The following is an 18,028-nucleotide window of genomic DNA, read 5'->3' as shown; positions in this document are numbered from 1 at the left end:
GCAGGGGTTTTCGTTTGTCCGGGAGGCGCCGCCGATCTATTGATTGAACCTATATATCGACAGGAAACACGCTATCGAATCGATACAGTCACCGTAATGTCACATTCGCAAAGTGGCGGTGTTCTCTCAACACCCGGAGTCACCGACCATGAAACGTCTCTTCACCGGCGCCCGTGCGGCCGCCCTCTCGTTCTCCCTCTCGCTGCTGCTCGCAGGCCCGGCCGCCGCCGTCGAGCCGCTGACCATCGGCCTGATTCCCGCCGAAGACGCGCAGGCCATGCTGGAAAGCAGCAAGCAGGTGCTCGACGCGCTGGAAAAGCAGCTGGGCGTACCGGTCAAGCCCTTCGTCGCCACCGACTACAACGGCGTCATCGAGGCCCTGCGTTCGAAGAAGCTGGACGTCGCCTACCTCGGCCCGTTCTCCTACGTCATGGCCACCACCGTCGCCAACGTCGAAGCCTTCGCCGTGGCGGTTACCAAGAAGACCGGCCAGAGCTCCTACAAGAGCCAGGTCATCGTCCGTGCCGACAGCGGCATCAACAGCGTGGCCGAACTGAAGGGCCGCACCTTCGCCTTCGTCGATCCCAGCTCCACCTCCGGCCACCTGTTCCCCAAGGCCGGCCTGCTCGGCGCCGGCCATGACCCGGACAAGCTGTTCAGCCGCGTGGTGTTCTCCGGCTCGCACGACGCCAGCATCCTGTCGGTGGTGAACAAGAAGGTGGAGGCCGCCGCCGTGGCCGACCGCATCCTCAACGCCGCCATCGCCAAGGGCCAGGTGAAGAAGGAAGACCTCAAGGTCATCTGGTCCTCCAGCGCGATCCCGGAATCGCCGATGGTGTGGCGCAAGGACCTCGACCCCGCCATGAAGGAGAAGATCGCCAGGGCCATGGCCGGCATCAAGGACCTGCCCTGGGGCGACCAGGGCGTGCTCAACGGCTTCCAGCCCACCAACGACGCGGCCTACGACGTCATCCGCGACACCGCCCGCGTGCTGAAGCTCGACCTGCGGAGCATGAAATGATCCGCGTCCGGCAACTGAGCAAGCGCTACGGCGACAACGCCGTGCTGCGCGGCGTGGATCTGGATGCGGCGGCCGGCGAGTTCGTCGTCGTCCTCGGCCAGTCCGGCGCCGGCAAGTCCACCCTGCTGCGCTGTATCAACCGGCTGGTGGTGCCCGATGCGGGCGAGCTGGCGGTGGCCGGCCTGGACGCCATCGGTTGCCGGGACGAACGGGCGCTGCGCCGCCAGGTGGCGATGATCTTCCAGAACCACCACGTGGTGCCGCGCCTGTCGGTGCTGCGCAACGTGCTGACCGGCCGTCTCGGTTCGGTGGGCACGCTGGGCTCGGTGCTGCAGTTCTTCCAGCGCGACGACGTGGCGCTGGCCCACGAATGCCTGGCGCGCGTGGGGCTGTCGCACAAGGCGCTGGAACGCACCGACTCGCTGTCCGGCGGCCAGATGCAGCGCGTCGGCATCGCCCGCGCGCTGGCGCAGAAGCCGCGCGTGATCCTCGCCGACGAACCGGTGGCCAGCCTGGACCCGGCCACCTCGCGCCGCGTGTTGCAGTACCTGCGCGACGCCTCGCGTGACCTCGGCATCACCGTGCTGTGCAACCTGCACCAGGTGGACTACGCCTGCGAGTTCGGCGACCGCATCGTCGGCCTGGCGCACGGGCGGGTCGTCTTCGACGGCATGCCGGCCACGCTGGGCGAGGCCGACCTGGCGCGCATCTACGACGATGCCCATGGCATTCACCCCGCCGCGGCCGGTGAAACCGCGATGCCGGCGGCGCAACCCGCCTTCGCCACCGCAGGAGCCTGACATGAACCTCCGCAACTACCAGTGGACCGTCGCCTTGCCGGAATCGCCGCGCGGCTGGGCCATGCTGATGAGCATCATCGTCGGCAGCCTCGTCGTGCTGCAGTGGAGCGCCGGTGGCGCGCAGCTGAGCTGGGGCGAGCTGGCCGCCGGCCTGCCGCAGATCGCCGACTTCCTCAGCCGCACGCTGCCGCCCAACCTGGACATCCTGGACCGGCTGGTCGCCCCGGCGATCGAGACGGTGCAGATCGCCGTGTGGGGCACCCTGCTCGGCATCCTGCCGGCAATCCCCCTGTCATTCCTCGCCGCGCGCAACCTCAATCGCAACCGCTGGGGCTATGGCATCACCCGCCAGTTCCTCAACGTCACGCGCAGCATCAACGAACTGATCCTCGCGCTGGTGTTCGTGTCGGCGGTCGGCCTGGGGCCGTTTCCCGGCGTGCTGGCGCTGGCGCTGCACGGCGCCGGCATGCTGGGCAAGTTCTTCGCCGAAGCCATCGAGGAGATCGACAACGGCCCGCTGGAAGCCCTGCGCGCTACCGGCGCCCGCCCGCTGCAGGTCATCGTCTTCGGCGTGCTGCCGCAAGTCGTCACGGCCTGGATCGCGGTGGTGCTGTACCGCTTCGAGGTGAACCTTCGCTCGGCCACCGTGCTGGGCATGGTGGGGGCGGGTGGCCTGGGCTTCGAGCTGGTCAGCAGCCTGAAGCTCTTCAAGTACACCGAGACCGCCACCTGCATCATCGTCATCACCGTCATGGTGGTCGCCGCCGACACGCTGTCCAGCCGCCTGCGCCACCTCATCCAGCGCAAGGGTCGTCACTGATCCTGCCCGCGCAGACGCTGCGCACACGCTGCTGCGTTGCTGAGCATCACCACACACGATCCGACAGGACATCGACAACACACCATGTGGACCTTCCATAACCCCGTCTCCATCCACGCCGGTGCCGGTGCGCTGGCGCGCCTGCCCGACATCCTCTACACCCGCCGTGCCATCGTCATCGCCTTTCCCGAGGCGGAGTCGCTGGGCCTCATCGACCGCCTGCGCACGCTGCTGGGCAGCAGCATGGTGACCGTGGAGACCGACGTGCCGTCCAATCCGGACGTCGCCTGGCTGGCGCCGATGTACGAGCGCCTGTGGCGCCGCCATCCGGACGCGGAATGCGTCATCGCGCTGGGCGGCGGCAGCGCCATCGACTGCGCCAAGGCCATGCTCACCCGTGGTGCCACCGGCCGCTTCGACGACCTGCTGATGCGACCCGATCTCGCCAGCGCATTGAAGCGCGAGCACCACCGCGCGCTGATCGCCGTTCCCACCACGGCCGGCACCGGCAGCGAAGTCACGCCCTGGGCCACGGTGTGGGACCAGGCGCGCGCCACCAAGCATTCGCTGCACCTGCCCTGGACCTGGCCGGAGGCCGCCATCGTCGATGCCGAGCTGATGCTCAGCCTGCCACCGTCGGTGACGCTCGCCAGTGGCCTGGACGCGTTGTCGCACGCGCTGGAGTCCCTGTGGAACGTGAACCGCAATCCGGTTTCCGCCGCACTGGCCGTCAGCGCCGCGCGCGCCATCGTGCACACCTTGCCGGAACTGCTGGCGCAACCCTCGCGGCGTGAGCTGCGCGAGCGCATGGCCGTGGCTGCCCTGCAGGCGGGTGTTGCCTTCTCCAACACGCGTACCGCGCTGGCGCATTCGCTGTCCTACGACATCACGCTGGCCGAAGGCGTGCCGCACGGCATCGCCTGCTCGTTCAGCCTGCCGCGCGTGATGGAGCTGGCACTGGGCCGCGATGCGGAGGTGGACGCGCAGCTACTGTCCATCTTCGACGCCACCCACGCCGGATCGGCCGTCGCGCGGCTCACCGCCTTCCTCGAAGGTCTGGGCGTCAGCACCGACCCGGCGCGTTACGGCATCGCTCCGGAGCAGTGGAGCCAGCGCATCGAGCAGGCCCTGCGCGGCGCGCGCGGCCGCAACTTCATTGCCGCGCACTGAGTGGCCATTGAGCGACCACTGAGCGACCACCGAGCGGCTGGCCCGAGCAGCCCGCCCGCAAGCGGCCCAACCCCTGATTCAAGACCAAACGGATTCCACACCATGACCCTCGCGCATTCGCCATCCGCCGCCTCCACCACCAGCCGCCGCATCGAGGCGGTGATCTTCGACTGGGCCGGCACCCTGGTCGACTTCGGCTCGCTGGCACCGACGCAGATCTTCGTCGACGCCTTTGCCAGCTTCGGCATCACCGTGACCCTGGCGCAGGCGCGCGGCCCGATGGGCCTGTCGAAGCGCGAGCACATCCGGCAACTGCTGGCCGTGCCGGAGATTGCCGCGCAGTGGCGCGACAAGTCCGGCGCCGACGCCAACGACCATGACATCGACGCCATCTACGAGCGCTTCATGCCGATGCAGATCGCCAAGGTGGGCGACTACTCGCAGCCGATCGCGGGCGCCGCCGAGGTGCTGGACAGCCTGCGCGAGCAGCGCATCAAGGTCGGCTCCTGCTCCGGCTATCCGCGCCGCGTGATGGACGTGCTGCTGCCGCTGGCCGCGCGCGACAGGATCGTGCCGGACCACGTGGTGGCCGGCGACGAGCTGGCTGCGGGCGGACGCCCCGGGCCGTACATGGCGCTGGCCAACGTCATCGCGCTGGGCATCGGCGACGTGCGCTGCTGCGTGAAGGTGGACGACACCACGCCGGGCATCGAGGAAGGCCGCCGCGCCGGCATGTGGACCGTAGGCCTGTCCCTGTCCGGCAACGAGACGGGGCAGACCGTGGAGGCGCTGGCCGCCCTCGACGACGCAGCCCGCGCGCAGTGCCGTGAGACGGCCGCCACCCGCCTGTACGACAGCGGCGCGCACTACGTGATCGACTCGGTGGCGCATCTGCCGCGCGCGCTGGCCGACATCGCGCGTCGCCTGTCCGAAGGCCAGCTGCCCTGAGTGTGGACCGGAACGGTGGTTGCCGACGCTATCCGCGCGCCAGTCCGTTCCACAGGTTGGCACTGCCCAGGGCAATGAATACGGCATGCAGCGTGCGCTGGAAGGCGGGGCCGCTCAGCCCGGCACGTAGCCGGCTGCCCAGCCACATGCCGGCAAACGCTGCAGCGAAGGCGAGCGCGACCGGCACCGACAGCAGGTGCAACGAAGCGCTGCCCTGCAGGCGGATTGCGAGCGCCACGGTGGCGACGGTGAAGGACAGGCCCAGCGCCTGGATCAGCGCGTCGCGTTCCAGCCGCAGCGCCTGCAGGTAGGGCACCAGCGGCATTACGAACACCGCGGTGGCCGCCGTGATGACACCGGTGACGCCGCCGACCAGAAGTCCCCAGCCCGGCAGGGCGCGTGTGGGCTGCGGCAGCTTGCGCGCCGCCAGTCCCCACAGACCGTACAGCACCAGCACGGCACCGAGCGCGATGCGCGACAGCCGCTGGCTCTCCGCGTCCGCGGGCAGCGGCAGGAAGATCGTGGCGAGTACGAGTGCGAGCCACACCGGCCACAGCAGCGCGACCAGTCGCCGCGTATGGGCGCCGAAGCACTGTGCGAGATTGGTGGCGAGCGACGGCGCCACCAGCAAGGCTGCGGCGCTGGCGGTGGGCATCGCAAGGCCCAGCAGGCTCATCGCCACCGTCGGCAGGCCCATGCCCGACACGCCTTTCACCGCACCGGCGGCAAGGAATACCGCCGTCACGAACACCATCATGCCGCTGCTCATCGCATCCATGCGCGCATGCTGGGCAGGATGCGGCGGGCTGTCCATCGGGGAACATCCCGCTCGCGTGGCGCCGGCAAGCCGGCTCCTACAGCGCGCGCCCGTCGTAGTCGACCACCTGGATTTCCGCGAGAGCTATGCCTTCCAGGCAGCGGATGTTGATCGCCGCCATGGGCTTGCCGGCCGGAGTGGTCGCTTCGCCCCAGGCGTGGATGCCGCAGTCCGGGCAGAAGCGGTGGCGGATCTTGTGTTTGTTGAAGGTGTAGGTCGACGCCGCATCCTCCGGCGTCAGCAGGCGCAGCTTTTCGCGTGGCACGAACCACAGCAGAGAGCCACGGCGCTGGCACATCGAGCAGTTGCACGACAGCGCGCCGTCGATTTCGCCGTCGACCTCGAACGCCACTCTTCCGCAGTGGCAGCTTCCCTTGTATTGCATGAGCGGTATCTCCTTGTCTGATCGTGGAGCGTAGCGACACGGTGCTGCCCAGGTGCATCGCCGCAGGCAGTACGCGCGGTACGGCAAGGGGATGCAACAACGCCAGAACCATTCCGTGATGGCTTCCTACTCCGACGACTCCACGAACATCTTCAGCTTGTTCAGTGCCACGTCCCACTCGCGGCCGATGGCTTCCAGCATGCGGCGCGCCTCCTCGATCTGCGCGGGCTCCAGCTGCCATAGCCGTTCGCGGCCCATCTTCACGTCGCGCACCACGCCGGCGTCCGACAACACCTGAAGGTGTTTCGTCACCGCCTGGCGGCTGATCTCGGTGCCGGCGGTGAGCTGCGCGATGGAGAAGGCGCCGCCCGCGCACAGCACTGCCACCAGCTTCAGCCGCGTGGGGTCGCCCAGCGCGGCGAACACGCCGGCCAGCGTGTCGCTGGCGCGAACCAGGCCGGACACGCCAGCGGGCGAGGAGGGGGATGAAAGATTTCTAGGCTTGCTCGGCATGGGTCATCACGTTCTTGAGTTGCGCTTCCCAGCCGCGGCCGTTGGCGCGGAAGGCGTCCGGGTAGCGGTCCGGCGGAAGCTTCGAGAAGCCGCTCTCCACCACCGTCAGCAGCGTCGCGTTGCCGGGGGCTTCCTTCAGCGTGAAGGTCACCAGGGTGCGCGCTTCCTGCTCGTAGTCGACCTCCGGCTTGATGGCGTAGGGATGCCAGTGGTAGGACATCGTGTGCGGCGCTTCCATGCGCTCCACGATCACGTCGAAGGCCACGTGCTCGAAGCCGCAGATGGTGATCCTGCCCAGCGTGCGCTGCTGCGGCGCGAAGGTCTGGCCCTTCAGGTCGGCGCCGAACCAGCTGCCGAAGGACTCGGCGTCCGACAGCGCGCGCCACACCTTCTCGCGTGGCGCATTGATGAGGATGCTGCGCTCGATGCGGTCGGCGCTTCCGGTCGTTGCGGGTGCATTCATGGTGGTCTCCATCAGTGCATCAGTTCAGTGTCCGCTGCATTCGGTGGACAGCGCATGCGGCGTGCCGCTGCCGGTGGTCACGTACTGCCGCAGGCTGTTGAGGAAGTAGTTCCAGCCGTTCTGGCACAGCGTGTAGCACTCCAGCGCCGGCGTCAGGCCCAGGTGCTCGAAATCCAGCCGGGTGCGGCCCTGGCCCTCGGGCTGCAGCCGGAACCTCATCCGGGTGCCCACCCACTCGGCCGGATCCTTCAGGCCGTGCGACACGATCTGCGCCTCGGTGCACAGCCACTGCACCTCGCGACCGGCCTCCAGCTTCTCGATGCGCATGGCCTTGTGGTTCTCGCCGAAGCGGAAACGCAGCATACCGCCGACCGCCGTGTCGGCCTCGCAGTCCTCGGTCCACCAGCCGCGCAATCCTTCCGGGCGGGTCAGGGCGGCATACACGGTGGCGGGGCTGGCCTCCAGCACGAGGCTCAGCTGGAAATGGGGAAGTTTGGTGGGGGCGTTCATGGCGGACTCCTGACGAGGGGCAGAGGGAATGACAGGCAACAAAATGGTTGCGTGTTTGCAGTGTGGTTCCGTGTTCCGAAAAATGCAACCAAAAAGTTGCGGTTGGCCAGCAAGGCATCTACCGGTTGAAACGACGCAAGATCTCCGCAAAACCTTCGTTCATTGCCGAGAAGCGCAGCGCTGTCCGGTTGCCTATCGGCTGGATTCCAGAGCCTCGTCGTTCCCGCGGAAGCGAGAACCCGATGACGTTCAACCGCTGCCAACGACGCTGGACTCCCGCTCGGGCAAGGCCCGGTTCAGCCTGAGCTTGTCGAAGGGCGGCAATGACGAGGGTGATTAACGGCTGCCGCCTGGCGTTGCGCCCGGGGCTGGCCCCCTCCGCTGCGTGGGAACAACGGAGCCAGGGACAGAATTTCCTTGCAAGTAGAAAAATATTTCTAATAATGAAAAAGGAATCGACACACAGCAAACACCGACCACCATGTCCCCCGCCCCGGGCCGGCCTGCCGGCAACAACGCGACCGGCGAAGAAACCCGCGCCCAGCTCATCGCCGCGGCCACCGAGGTCTTCATCGACGAGGGCTACAAGTCCGCCCGCGTGGCCGACATCGCCACCCGCGCCCAGGTGCGCCTGTCGGCCATCAACTACCACTTCGGCGGCAAGGAAGGCCTGTACCTCGCGGTGCTCGGCCACCACGCGCAACTGGCCATTGAACGCACGCCCATCGTGTCGCCGCAGCCCGGCCTGTCGTCGCGCGCACGCCTGCATTTCTTCGTCACCGCGCTGCTGACGCGGCTGCTCGGCGACGGCACGGGCGAGGGGGAGGCCATACGCCTGCCGGCCCTCATGTCGCGCGAGATCATGAGCCCCACCGCCGCGCTGGACACCATGTTCGAGCGCTTCATCAAGCCGCAGTCCGCGCAGCTCGACGCGCTGGTGCGCGACATCGCCGGTGCCGACCTCACGCAGGACCAGGTGCGCCGCGCCATGCTCAGCGTGTTCGGCCAGTGCATGACCTACCGCCTGGCGCGCCCGATGGTGGAGCGCCTGGACCCGAGCCTCTACGGCCGTGGCGATCTCGTCGCACACCTGGCCGATCACATCAGCGCCTTCTCCTGGGCCGGCCTGCAGGCCATGCGCGAGGGCAGGGAGTCGCAAGCATGAAGTCATCATCCGTTCCGCAGTACTGCGCGCGCGTTGCCGTCGCGCTGGCCTGCCTCACCACGCTCACGGCATGCGAGCGTCAGGACGATGGCGTGCTGAACGGCTACGTCGAAGTCGAACTCGTGCGCGTCGCCGCCCCCATCGGTGGCCGCCTGACGAAGCTCGCCGTCGTGCGTGGTGACGAGGTCGCGGCCGGTGCGCCGCTGTTCGTGCTGGAAAGCGATCGCGAGGCCGCCGCCGTCAATGCCGCGCAGGCCCAGGTCGGCAAGGCCGAGGCGCAGGTGGCTGACCTGTCCAAGGGCAAGCGCCGCGACGAACTGGCCGCCATCGAAGCCGGCATCGCCGCCGCGCGCGCCGCGCAACGCCAGTCCGAGACCGACCTGCAGCGCCAGCAGAAACTCGCCGACGCCGGCTTCGTGTCGCCCAACAACCTGTCGGCCCTCGTCGCCAAACGCGACGCCGACATCGCCCAGGTGCGCCAGCTCGAAGCCGACCTGCGCAGCGCACGCCTCGCCGCGCGTGATGACGAGCGCGATGCCGCCGCCGCCGAAGCCCGCGCCACCCGCGCCGCACTGGCACAGAGCGAATGGGACCTCGCGCAGAAGTCGCTGAAGTCGCCCGTCAGCGCACGCGTGGAGGACACGCTGTACCGGGAAGGCGAATGGGTGAACGCCGGCGCCCCGGTGGTCAGCCTGCTGTCGCCCGCGGCCATCAAGCTGCGCTTCTACGTGCCCGAGCCGATGCTGCCGCAGTACAAGGCCGGCACCCGCGTGCAGGTGAGCTGCGACGGCTGTGGCGACCCCGTGCCCGCCACCGTGCGCTTCGTCGCCCGCGAGGCCGAGTTCACCCCGCCGGTCATCTACAGCCGCGAGAACCGCGCCCGCCTCGTCTACCTCGTCGAAGCCTGGCCCAGCGAAGCCGACGCCGCGCGCCTGCATCCCGGCCAGCCGGTCGAAGTGAAGCCCGGAGCCGCGCAGTGACCGCCTCTGCCTCGACCATCGATGTGCCGGCCACGGCTGCGCCTTCCGCGCCGGACCGCGACATCGTCATCGACGTGCAGGGCCTCACCAAGCGCTATGGCAATAAGACCGTGGTCGACAACCTGTCCATGCGCGTGAACCGCGGCGAGATCTACGGCTTCCTCGGTCCCAACGGTTCCGGCAAGACCACCAGCATCCGCATGATGTGCGGCCTGCTCACGCCCGACGCCGGCAGCGGCCACACGCTGGGCTTCGACGTCGTGCGCGAGGCCGTGCAGATCAAGCGCCGCGTCGGCTACATGACGCAGAAGTTCGGCCTCTACGACGACCTCAGCATCCGCGAGAACCTCGACTTCGTCGCCCGCATGTACGGCATGGACCGTCGCCGCCAGCGCGTGGACGAAGCCCTGGCACGCCTCGGCCTCGCCAGCCGCCAGACCCAGCTCGCCGGCAAGCTCAGCGGCGGCTGGAAGCAACGCATGGCGCTCGCCGCCTGCATGCTGCACGAGCCCGAACTTCTGCTCCTCGACGAACCCACCGCCGGCGTCGACCCCAGCGCCCGCCGCGACTTCTGGGACGAGATCCACCAGCTCGCCGCCGAAGGCATCACCGTGCTCGTCTCCACCCATTACATGGACGAAGCCGAACGCTGCCACCGCCTCGGCTACATCGCCTACGGCAAGCTGCTCGCCATGGGCACGCCGCCCGAACTGGTGGAACGCAGCGGCTTCGTCACCCGCAACGTCAGCGGTGCGGATGTGGGTGCGCTGTCACACGAACTCGAAGCGCTGCCCGCGGTGACGATGGTCACGCGCTTCGGTAACACGCTGCATGTGAACGGGTTGGATGAAGGGGCGCTGGACACGGCGTTGGCGCCGTACCGGGCGCGGGGGGAATTGCAGTGGGAAGCAGGGAAGCCGTCGCTGGAGGATGTGTTCATCCATCTGATGCGGCAGGCGACGGATAACTTTTCTTAGGGGTGAGCGATGATCACTTGGGAAGAGGCAGAACAAGATGCCGCATACAGTCAATTCGTAGAGGAAGTTGCGCAGCAGGCAGTCGATGAGCACGCGGAGGAACAGCTGCGCAAGTTCTACTTAGGCAATCGGTCGTTGGCTCAGCCGGGCCGCTCGTTCCTCGCGGAGGGGGACAGAGTCGTCAGCGCGTCACCAACGAGCGCTGTCTTGCTTTACACCACCGCAATAGAAGTAGGCATAAAGAAAGCCATCCTAGAGCCAGTGATCTGTGGGGTAGTTCATAGCGAACCCTTGGCATCGTTGATTTCTGAGGCAGTGATCCGGCAAGCGGGGATAGACCGATACAAGGATCTGCTGAACGTACTTTTCAGTGAGTATCTGGGTACTGAGTTTCATACCCTTCGATTGGGAGGAAGAGTCTCCACGATGTGGGACGACGTAATGCAAACACAGAAGGCGCGCAATCGTGTTGCGCACCGGGCGGAACTTGCGACGCCTGAAGAGGCGCAGTTGGCGGGGCGCCTTGCCAAGGCGGTCAACTTTAGACTCGTTGAGAGCATGGCAAATCGTTGCGGGTTGAGAATTGATCCCGACGGACTAATTGCTGGCGCTTGAAGAATGGCCCGTTCGTACGATCACCTTCTCTTCGACCTCGACGGCACCATCAGTGATCCCATCGACGGCATCGGTCGCTCCATCAACTATGCGCTGGAGCACTATGGCTACGCCACGCTGCCACGCGAAGCGCATTCCCCCTGGATCGGCCCGCCGCTGTTCCACAGCTTCCGCGCCTACACCGGCCGCGACGACGAGACGCACCTGCAGGAGCTGGTCGCCAAGTACCGCGAACGCTATGCCGACGTGGGCTATGCCGAGAACACCCTCTACCCCGGCATGGCCGAGGCGCTGCAGGCGCTGGCCTACACAGGTGTGCCGATGGCGGTGTGCACTTCCAAGCGCGCGGACTTCGCACAGCGCATCCTGGAACTGTTCGGCATCGCGCAGCACTTCCGCTTCGTCGATGGTGGTGATATCCACATCGAGAAGTGGGAGCAGATGGCGAAGCTGCGCGAGCGCGGCATCGTCACCGAGCGCGCACTGATGATCGGCGACCGTGAGTTCGACATGATTGCGGCGCACCGCAACGGGCTGTCCGCCGCAGGCGTGCTGTGGGGTTATGGCTCGCGGGAAGAGCTGACCGCGCACGAACCGGCGCACCTGCTGGCTGTGACCACGGAGTTGCATGCGTTGGTGCCGTTGTGCGAAGGCAGTCGAATATGAGTATCGAACAACCCCACACCTCGTCATTCCCGCGAAAGCGGGAATCCAGTGTCGTTCAACCGCCACATCAAAGTCACTGGATTCCCGCTTTCGCGGGAATGACGGTGCGAGGGTGAGGGAGGTGTGATGAGGGAGCGTGCTCCTTGCGTCTACATGCTGGCCAGCGAGCGCAACGGGACGCTCTACGTCGGCGTGACGTCCGATCTGGTGAAGCGTGCCTGGGAGCACCGCAACGATGTGGTGGCGGGCTTCACTTCGAGCCATGGCGTGCATCTCCTCGTCTGGTACGAGCAGCACGCGACGATGGAGTCGGCCATCACGCGCGAGAAGCAGATCAAGAAGTGGCAGCGCGACTGGAAGATCGAACTCGTAGAGAAGATGGATCCGTACTGGAACGACCTGTGGGAGGCGATCAATGGTTGAGCAACGAATAGTGGTCGCCATGCCTCCACCCACGTCGTTCCCGCGGAAGCGGGAACCCGGCGACGTTGTAGTTGGGTTGAACGACACTGGATTCCCGCTTCCGCGGGGATGACGGAGTAACGAGGACCACTCCATGCAATCCACCTTCAGCCTCTCACGCCTGCTCGGCGTCATGCTCAAGGAGTTCATCCAGCTCAAGCGTGACCGCCTGACCTTCGCGATGATGATCGGCATTCCCATCATCCAGATGGCGCTGTTCGGCTTTGCCATCAACGGTGACCCGAAGTACCTGCCGACGGTGATCGTCGCGCATGAGCAGGGCACCTACACGCGCAGCCTGGTGCGCGCGCTGGAGAACTCGGACTACTTCCGTGTCGTCGCCAGCGACGTGACCGATGCGCAGGCCGACCGCATGCTGGCGCAGGGGCAGGCGCAGTTCGCGCTGACCATCCCGGCCGGCTTTGCGCGCGCGCTGGAACGTGGTGAGCGCCCGGCGTTGCTGCTGGAGGCGGATGCGACCGACCCAGGCGCCACCGGCCCGGCACTCGGTGCCGTGCAGCAACTCGCCACCACCGCATTGGCGCATGACCTCAAGGGCCCGCTCGCGGCGTTGCAACCGGGCGCCCCCGCGTTCGAGTGGCGCATCCAGAAGCGCTATAACCCGGATGGCATTACCCAGTACAACATCGTGCCGGGGCTGATGGGCGTCATCCTGACGATGACGTTGATCATGATGACCGGCCTGGGCATCACCCGCGAGGTGGAGCGCGGCACTATGGAGAACCTGCTGGCGACGCCGGTGCGGCCGCTGGAGGTGATGGTGGGCAAGATCGCGCCCTACATCATCATCGGCTACGTGCAGGTGCTGGTGATCCTGCTGGCGGCGCGCTACGTGTTCGACGTGCCTTTCGCCGGCAGCTTCACGCTGCTGATGCTGTGCGTGCTGGTGTTCATCGCGGCCAACCTGACGGTGGGCATCACCATGTCGAGCATGGCGCGCAACCAGACGCAGGCGATGCAGATGACGTTCTTCTTCTTCCTGCCGTCCATCCTGCTGTCCGGTTTCATGTTCCCCTTCCGCGGCATGCCGGACTGGGCGCAGTGGATCGGCGAGGTGTTGCCGCTGACGCACTTCCTGCGCCTGATCCGCGGCGTGATGCTGAAGGGCAACGGCCTGCCCGACCTGTGGCCGGAGATCTGGCCGCTGCTGCTGTTCATGCTGGCGGTGATGCTGGTGGGGCTGAAGCGCTTCCGGCGCACGCTGGATTGACGTTGCGGAGTGCGTACGTCGCACACGCCGGGACCTCCGTGTCTGTCATTCCACGCGCGCATCGTGCTGTTCGGGATGCGCTGGAGCGTGTTCAGTGCGCTGCCGTGCTCCGCGAAGCAACGAGTGCGTAGCAAGGTGCACCAAACGTGGAACGACCGCCAACCCACCCTCGTCATTCCCGTCCTTCGACAAGCTCAGGCTGAACCGGGCCTTGCCCGAGCGGGAATCCAGCGTCGTTTGCAGCCGTTGAACGCCACGGGCTTTCCGCCTTGCAAGCATTTCCGAATGCGCCGAAATGCCCGCTTGCCCCGCTGTGCGGGAGCGACGAAGCGCCTGAGCGTCGTCGTTTTGCGCCAGCACCGTGAACAAAAAAGGGCCGATGCGAACATCGGCCCCAATCGCTGCCAGCGGCAGCGTCACTGCGGGGAGTCTGGTAATGCCGTGGTCACACGCGCGGCGGCGGGCCACCTTGCGGGCCGCGCTCTTCGCCGCGTCGGGCCGGTGCGCCTTGGCGACGATGGTCGTGGCGCTGCTCCATGTTCTTCTGCAGCTGCGTGCGCTGGTCCGGGGTCAGCACGGCCAGGAAGGCACGGCGCGATTCGATACGTTGCAGCAGCAGGTCACCCTGCAGGCTGCCGATCTTGCTGGTGAGCTCAGCGGCGCGCCTGGCGTCGTACTGCTCGCCACGCGTCAGTTGCGCCAGCGCGATGCGGTCTTCGCGCAGCGCGCGCTGCTTCGGACGGGCGGCATCGCTCTGCTTGTCGTGCAGTTCGCGCAGTTGCTTCTTCTGCGCGTCGCTGAGGTTCAGGCCACGCATGCCGGTCATCTCGCCGTGGCCCCGTATGCCGCCGCGCGCACCGTCGTGCATGGCGGCCGGATGGAAGCCTTCGGCCTGACGATCCCCGCGGCCCTGCGCCTGGGCGGCGACCGGTAGGGCGAGGGCGACGGCGCTGGCGAGCAGGAAGCGGCGAACGATGGTGTTGTGTTTCATGGTCAGCTCCTTGTATGTAACGGCGGACACCGTGGAACGCAGTCTGCGCGGCACCCCCGTAAAGAGGGGTTGCAGGCATGTAAAGACAGGTTAAGAGCTGTAAATCTGTGTTGGTGCCGGAATGGGGGTCGTATCATCGACCGTGGGTTCTACCGTTTACGGAGCAGGATTGATGCCGCGTGTATTGCTGGTCGACGACGACGTCGAGTTGTGCGCCATGCAGAAGGAATATCTCGAAGCCGAAGGCTTCGCGGTGCAGACCGCGCATGACGGCGAGGCCGGCGCGGCGGAGGCACTGACCGGCCAGCACGACATCGCGGTGCTGGACGTGATGATGCCGCGCCTGTCCGGCATCGAGGCGCTGCGCCGCATCCGCCAGAGCAGCCGCATTCCGGTGATCATGCTGACCGCGCGCGGCGACGACATCGATCGCGTGCTGGGCCTGGAGCTGGGCGCCGACGACTACGTGCCCAAGCCCTGCACGCCGCGTGAACTGGTGGCGCGCATCCGCGCCATCCTGCGCCGCACTGGTGACGCGCCGGTGGCGGAGGGCGAGCGCACGCACATCGCCCTCGGCGCCCTGCAGATTCTTCCCGAGCAACGGCGCGCCGAATGGAATGGCCGCGTGCTGGAGCTGACCAGCACCGAGTACAGCCTGCTCGAAGCCCTGGCGCGCCAGGCCGGGCGCGTGGTGAGCAAGAACGAGCTGTACGAGATTGCGCTGGGCCGTCCGATGGCGCGCTACGACCGCAGCATCGACGTGCACATCAGCAACCTGCGCCACAAGCTGGGCACGCTGGGTGATGCGCGCTCGCCGATCCAGACCGTGCGCGGCATCGGCTACCAGTTGCTGGTGGAGTAGGAACAGGAACCCGCATGGATCGATTGTTCTGGAAGATCTTCCTCAGCTTCTGGCTGAGCCTGCTGCTGGGCAGCGCCGTGGTGGCCGCCGGCGTGTACCTGTACAACCAGTCGCGCGCGGACGAGCAGCGCGAGCAGCAGGGGCGCGTCATGCTGCGCGGGGAGTTCTCGCTGCGCATGTACGCGCTGCTGGCAGAGCAGGGGGGCGTGGCCGCCCTGCGTCAGGCTGAGGCAGGCCGCAAGGACTGGGAGTTGCCGGCGCCGATGGTCGTCGATGCCCAGGGGCGGGAATTGCTGGGCCGCGAATTGCCGGCCGGGCTGGTCGAGCGGATCCGCAGCGATCATGCCGATCTGCCGTTCCCGGCGCGGAGCGTGAAGGATCCGCAGGGGCAGGAGCTGCTGATGTTCGTGCCGCCATTGGAGAGCCCGCGCGTGCGCCGCACGCCCCGCAACCCCTATGTGCCGTACCTCCCCTGGTTCCAGTTCGCCGCTGCGCTGGCGGCCAGCCTGATCGTCAGCGCCTTGCTGGCGCGCCACTTGTCGCGCCCCATCGAGCACCTGCGTGATGCGTTCGATACGGTGGCGCAGGGCGGGCTGGGCGCACGCGTCGGCGCCAGCATGGGCCGGCGTCGTGACGAACTGGCCCAGCTCGGCCGCGATTTCGATCACATGGCCGGGCAGTTGCAGAAGCTGGTGGGCTCACAGGAGCGGCTGCTGCACGACGTGTCGCACGAACTGCGCTCGCCGCTGGCGCGCATGCAGGTGGCGGTGGGCCTGGCCCGCCAGCAGCCCGACAAGCTGGATACGGCGCTATCGCGCATCGAGCGGGAGGCGGACCGCCTCAATGAACTGGTGGGTGAGGTGCTGACCCTGTCCCGCCTGGAGTCCACGGCACAGGGTGGCGCGCTGGCCGAGCGGCAGGACTTCGTGGATATCGCCGAACTGGCGGCGACGGTGGTCGAGGATGCGCGCTTCGAAGGCGCCGACACCCAGCGCGAGATCCGCTTCGACGACGGCAACATCGGCGAGTTGGTGATGCCGGCACGTGGTGAACTGCTGCATCGCGCGCTCGACAACGTGGTGCGCAACGCCTTGCAGCACACGCCGGAACGTTCGGTCGTGGAGGTCGTGCTGAGACAGGATCGCAGCGGCGGCCGCGTGCTGATCGACGTCAGCGACCAGGGGCCGGGCGTGGGCGAGAGCGAGCTGGAGCAGATCTTCGAGCCCTTCGTGCGCGGCCACGGCGAAGGCAAGGGCTATGGCCTGGGGCTGGCGATCGCCCGGCGTGCCATCGAGGCGCATGGCGGCACCATCGTCGCCCGCAACCGGCGGGACGGCGGCTTGCGCGTGAGCATCGCCCTGCCAGTTCCGGCGGCCGAGGTTCCGCCGACCTGATGCTCCGGCTGTTCCCAAATACAAACGGGGCCATGCATCAGCATGGCCCCGTTTGTATTTGAAGCGGTCGCGCCGTCAGGCCGCGGCCAGTAGCCCGCGCATCTTCTGCATGGCCTTGGCTTCGATCTGGCGGATACGCTCGGCCGACACGCCGTACTCAGCAGCCAGTTCATGCAGGGTCGCGGCATCGTCCTCGGTCAGCCAGCGACGTTGCACGATGGCGCGGCTGCGATCGTCCAGGCTGGCCAGGGCGGCCTGCAGGCCTTCATGCTGCAGGCGCTCGCTCTGCAGTTCGGCCAGTTCCTCGCTGGGCTCCGCAGACGGATCGACCAGATAGGAGATCGGGGCGACGCGATCCTCGTCGTCGTCCGAGCTCTTCTCCAGCGCCACGTCGCCACCGGCGAAGCGGGTCTCCATCTCCAGCACCTCTTCCGGCTTCACGCCGAGTTGCTGGGCAATCTGGCCGGCTTCGCTCTGGGTCAGCGAGTGGCCGTCACCGCGCAGGCTGCGCAGGTTGAAGAACAGCTTGCGTTGCGCCTTGGTGGTGGCGATCTTCACCAGGCGCCAGTTCTTCAGTACGTATTCATGGATCTCGGCCTTGATCCAGTGCACCGCGAAGGACACCAGGCGCACGCCGCGCTCCGGGTCGAAACGCTTCACCGCCTTCATCAGGCCGATGTTGCCCTCCTGGATGAGGTCGGCGTGCGGCAGGCCATAGCCCAGGTACCCACGCGCGATCGAAACCACCAGGCGCAAGTGCGACAGCACCAGCTGGCGGGCGGCATCCACGTCCTGTTCGTCGCGCAGGCGACGGGCGAGCGACTGCTCCTGTTCCTCGCTCAATACAGGGAAGCGATTGGCCGCCTGTATGTACTGGTCGATGCTGCCCAGGGCAGACGGGATCGGAAAGCTCAACGCGGTAGTCATGCCTTACCTCCTTGCTCCTTACATATGTACACGAGGCGCCTCGGCACCCCGTGCGACCAATCTTAGCACTCGCGTACATGGAGTGCTAACGCCCGGCGATAGTTCCGTTTTGCAGGTTTCTTGTGGTGCGATGCAGAAAGGGGTTGACCTTCGTTGAATCGTTATCCATAATCTCGCCTCTCTGCTGCTGAGCAAGCGGGGGTCGCGAAAGCGGCGCCGGGTTCGCAGTGGGGCAGGAAGTTGGCGGTTAGCAAATTCAGCAGTAAAAAATAATTTGCGAAATTGCTTGACGATCTGAAAGGGGTGTGTAA

At 66.8% G+C, this 18,028-nt stretch carries 22 protein-coding genes; 14 read left to right on the top strand and 8 right to left on the bottom strand.

Going from position 1 to position 18,028, the window contains the following annotated elements; all coding sequences use genetic code 11:
- The first annotated feature begins 148 nt into the window (after window positions 1–148).
- The 5 genes from phnD to phnX all read left to right on the top strand — a co-directional run bounded on the left by phnD (window position 149) and on the right by phnX (window position 4,759).
- Window positions 149–1,021 (top strand): phosphonate ABC transporter substrate-binding protein, encoded by an 873-nt coding sequence (gene phnD, locus VVD47_RS09545; protein WP_327603227.1) that lies wholly within the window; start codon window positions 149–151, stop codon window positions 1,019–1,021.
- Window positions 1,018–1,821 (top strand): phosphonate ABC transporter ATP-binding protein, encoded by an 804-nt coding sequence (gene phnC / locus VVD47_RS09540; protein WP_327603226.1) that lies wholly within the window; start codon window positions 1,018–1,020, stop codon window positions 1,819–1,821. Before phnD ends, phnC begins: the two co-directional genes overlap by 4 nt.
- A 1-nt stretch (window position 1,822) precedes the next feature.
- On the top strand, window positions 1,823–2,641 hold the full coding sequence (phnE, locus tag VVD47_RS09535) for a phosphonate ABC transporter, permease protein PhnE (protein WP_327603225.1): 819 nt from the start codon (window positions 1,823–1,825) through the stop codon (window positions 2,639–2,641).
- Window positions 2,642–2,725: 84 nt separating this feature from the next.
- Window positions 2,726–3,811, top strand: coding sequence for an iron-containing alcohol dehydrogenase PsrA (psrA, locus tag VVD47_RS09530; RefSeq protein ID WP_327603224.1), 1,086 nt, complete (start codon window positions 2,726–2,728; stop codon window positions 3,809–3,811).
- 102 nt (window positions 3,812–3,913) lie between these two features.
- Entirely contained in the window at window positions 3,914–4,759 is an 846-nt protein-coding gene (gene phnX / locus VVD47_RS09525; RefSeq protein ID WP_327603223.1) for a phosphonoacetaldehyde hydrolase, read from the top strand.
- Window positions 4,760–4,787: 28 nt separating this feature from the next.
- On the opposite strand, the gene VVD47_RS09520 is transcribed toward phnX, so the two are convergent.
- The 5 genes from VVD47_RS09520 to VVD47_RS09500 all read right to left on the bottom strand — a co-directional run bounded on the left by VVD47_RS09520 (window position 4,788) and on the right by VVD47_RS09500 (window position 7,447).
- Window positions 4,788–5,573: a sulfite exporter TauE/SafE family protein gene (locus VVD47_RS09520; RefSeq protein ID WP_327603222.1), complete on the bottom strand. Its 786-nt coding sequence runs from the start codon at window positions 5,571–5,573 to the stop codon at window positions 4,788–4,790.
- A 40-nt stretch (window positions 5,574–5,613) separates the two neighbouring features.
- A complete protein-coding gene (locus VVD47_RS09515) occupies window positions 5,614–5,961 on the bottom strand; it encodes a GFA family protein (RefSeq protein WP_327603221.1) in 348 nt (115 codons plus the stop codon).
- Window positions 5,962–6,087: 126 nt separating this feature from the next.
- Window positions 6,088–6,474 (bottom strand): ArsR/SmtB family transcription factor, encoded by a 387-nt coding sequence (locus VVD47_RS09510; protein WP_327603220.1) that lies wholly within the window; start codon window positions 6,472–6,474, stop codon window positions 6,088–6,090.
- Complete coding sequence (locus VVD47_RS09505; protein WP_327603219.1) at window positions 6,458–6,937, bottom strand: SRPBCC family protein; 480 nt, start codon at window positions 6,935–6,937, stop codon at window positions 6,458–6,460. Before VVD47_RS09505 ends, VVD47_RS09510 begins: the two co-directional genes overlap by 17 nt.
- A 24-nt stretch (window positions 6,938–6,961) precedes the next feature.
- Complete coding sequence (locus VVD47_RS09500) at window positions 6,962–7,447, bottom strand: SRPBCC family protein (RefSeq protein ID WP_327603218.1); 486 nt, start codon at window positions 7,445–7,447, stop codon at window positions 6,962–6,964.
- A gap of 481 nt (window positions 7,448–7,928) precedes the next feature.
- Between VVD47_RS09500 and VVD47_RS09495 the strand changes: the two genes are divergently transcribed.
- From VVD47_RS09495 to VVD47_RS09465, 7 genes are all read left to right on the top strand, one after another.
- Window positions 7,929–8,612: a CerR family C-terminal domain-containing protein gene (locus VVD47_RS09495; protein ID WP_327603217.1), complete on the top strand. Its 684-nt coding sequence runs from the start codon at window positions 7,929–7,931 to the stop codon at window positions 8,610–8,612.
- Window positions 8,609–9,592: an HlyD family secretion protein gene (locus tag VVD47_RS09490; protein ID WP_327603216.1), complete on the top strand. Its 984-nt coding sequence runs from the start codon at window positions 8,609–8,611 to the stop codon at window positions 9,590–9,592. Before VVD47_RS09495 ends, VVD47_RS09490 begins: the two co-directional genes overlap by 4 nt.
- Window positions 9,589–10,569 carry an ABC transporter ATP-binding protein gene (locus tag VVD47_RS09485; RefSeq protein ID WP_327603215.1) on the top strand — a complete coding sequence of 327 codons (981 nt, stop codon included), beginning with the start codon at window positions 9,589–9,591 and terminating at the stop codon, window positions 10,567–10,569. Before VVD47_RS09490 ends, VVD47_RS09485 begins: the two co-directional genes overlap by 4 nt.
- A 9-nt stretch (window positions 10,570–10,578) precedes the next feature.
- A complete protein-coding gene (locus VVD47_RS09480) occupies window positions 10,579–11,184 on the top strand; it encodes a hypothetical protein (RefSeq protein WP_327603214.1) in 606 nt (201 codons plus the stop codon).
- A gap of 3 nt (window positions 11,185–11,187) precedes the next feature.
- Window positions 11,188–11,850: an HAD hydrolase-like protein gene (locus VVD47_RS09475; protein WP_327603213.1), complete on the top strand. Its 663-nt coding sequence runs from the start codon at window positions 11,188–11,190 to the stop codon at window positions 11,848–11,850.
- A 126-nt stretch (window positions 11,851–11,976) separates the two neighbouring features.
- Window positions 11,977–12,273, top strand: coding sequence for a GIY-YIG nuclease family protein (locus VVD47_RS09470; RefSeq protein ID WP_327603212.1), 297 nt, complete (start codon window positions 11,977–11,979; stop codon window positions 12,271–12,273).
- A 133-nt stretch (window positions 12,274–12,406) separates the two neighbouring features.
- Window positions 12,407–13,543 carry an ABC transporter permease gene (locus VVD47_RS09465; protein ID WP_327603211.1) on the top strand — a complete coding sequence of 379 codons (1,137 nt, stop codon included), beginning with the start codon at window positions 12,407–12,409 and terminating at the stop codon, window positions 13,541–13,543.
- A gap of 45 nt (window positions 13,544–13,588) precedes the next feature.
- Here the strand turns inward: VVD47_RS09465 and VVD47_RS09460 are convergent, their stop codons facing one another.
- Both VVD47_RS09460 and VVD47_RS09455 read right to left on the bottom strand, forming a co-directional pair.
- Window positions 13,589–13,963 carry a hypothetical protein gene (locus VVD47_RS09460; protein ID WP_327603210.1) on the bottom strand — a complete coding sequence of 125 codons (375 nt, stop codon included), beginning with the start codon at window positions 13,961–13,963 and terminating at the stop codon, window positions 13,589–13,591.
- A gap of 25 nt (window positions 13,964–13,988) precedes the next feature.
- Window positions 13,989–14,534 carry a Spy/CpxP family protein refolding chaperone gene (locus VVD47_RS09455; RefSeq protein ID WP_327603209.1) on the bottom strand — a complete coding sequence of 182 codons (546 nt, stop codon included), beginning with the start codon at window positions 14,532–14,534 and terminating at the stop codon, window positions 13,989–13,991.
- 172 nt (window positions 14,535–14,706) lie between these two features.
- Between VVD47_RS09455 and VVD47_RS09450 the strand changes: the two genes are divergently transcribed.
- Together VVD47_RS09450 and VVD47_RS09445 are read left to right on the top strand one after the other, a co-directional pair.
- Window positions 14,707–15,396 carry a response regulator transcription factor gene (locus VVD47_RS09450; protein WP_327603208.1) on the top strand — a complete coding sequence of 230 codons (690 nt, stop codon included), beginning with the start codon at window positions 14,707–14,709 and terminating at the stop codon, window positions 15,394–15,396.
- Window positions 15,397–15,410: 14 nt separating this feature from the next.
- Window positions 15,411–16,790 (top strand): HAMP domain-containing sensor histidine kinase, encoded by a 1,380-nt coding sequence (locus VVD47_RS09445; RefSeq protein WP_327603207.1) that lies wholly within the window; start codon window positions 15,411–15,413, stop codon window positions 16,788–16,790.
- Window positions 16,791–16,865: 75 nt separating this feature from the next.
- Here VVD47_RS09445 and rpoH read toward each other — a convergent pair whose 3' ends face one another.
- Window positions 16,866–17,717, bottom strand: coding sequence for an RNA polymerase sigma factor RpoH (rpoH, locus tag VVD47_RS09440; protein WP_327603206.1), 852 nt, complete (start codon window positions 17,715–17,717; stop codon window positions 16,866–16,868).
- Window positions 17,718–18,028 lie beyond the last annotated feature (311 nt).

The sequence above is a fragment of the Uliginosibacterium sp. H1 genome (assembly GCF_036017065.1).
Taxonomy (GTDB): domain Bacteria; phylum Pseudomonadota; class Gammaproteobacteria; order Burkholderiales; family Rhodocyclaceae; genus Uliginosibacterium.
The sequence above is the reverse complement of the archived record's forward strand: the minus strand, read 5'-3'. Positions and strand labels throughout refer to the sequence as shown.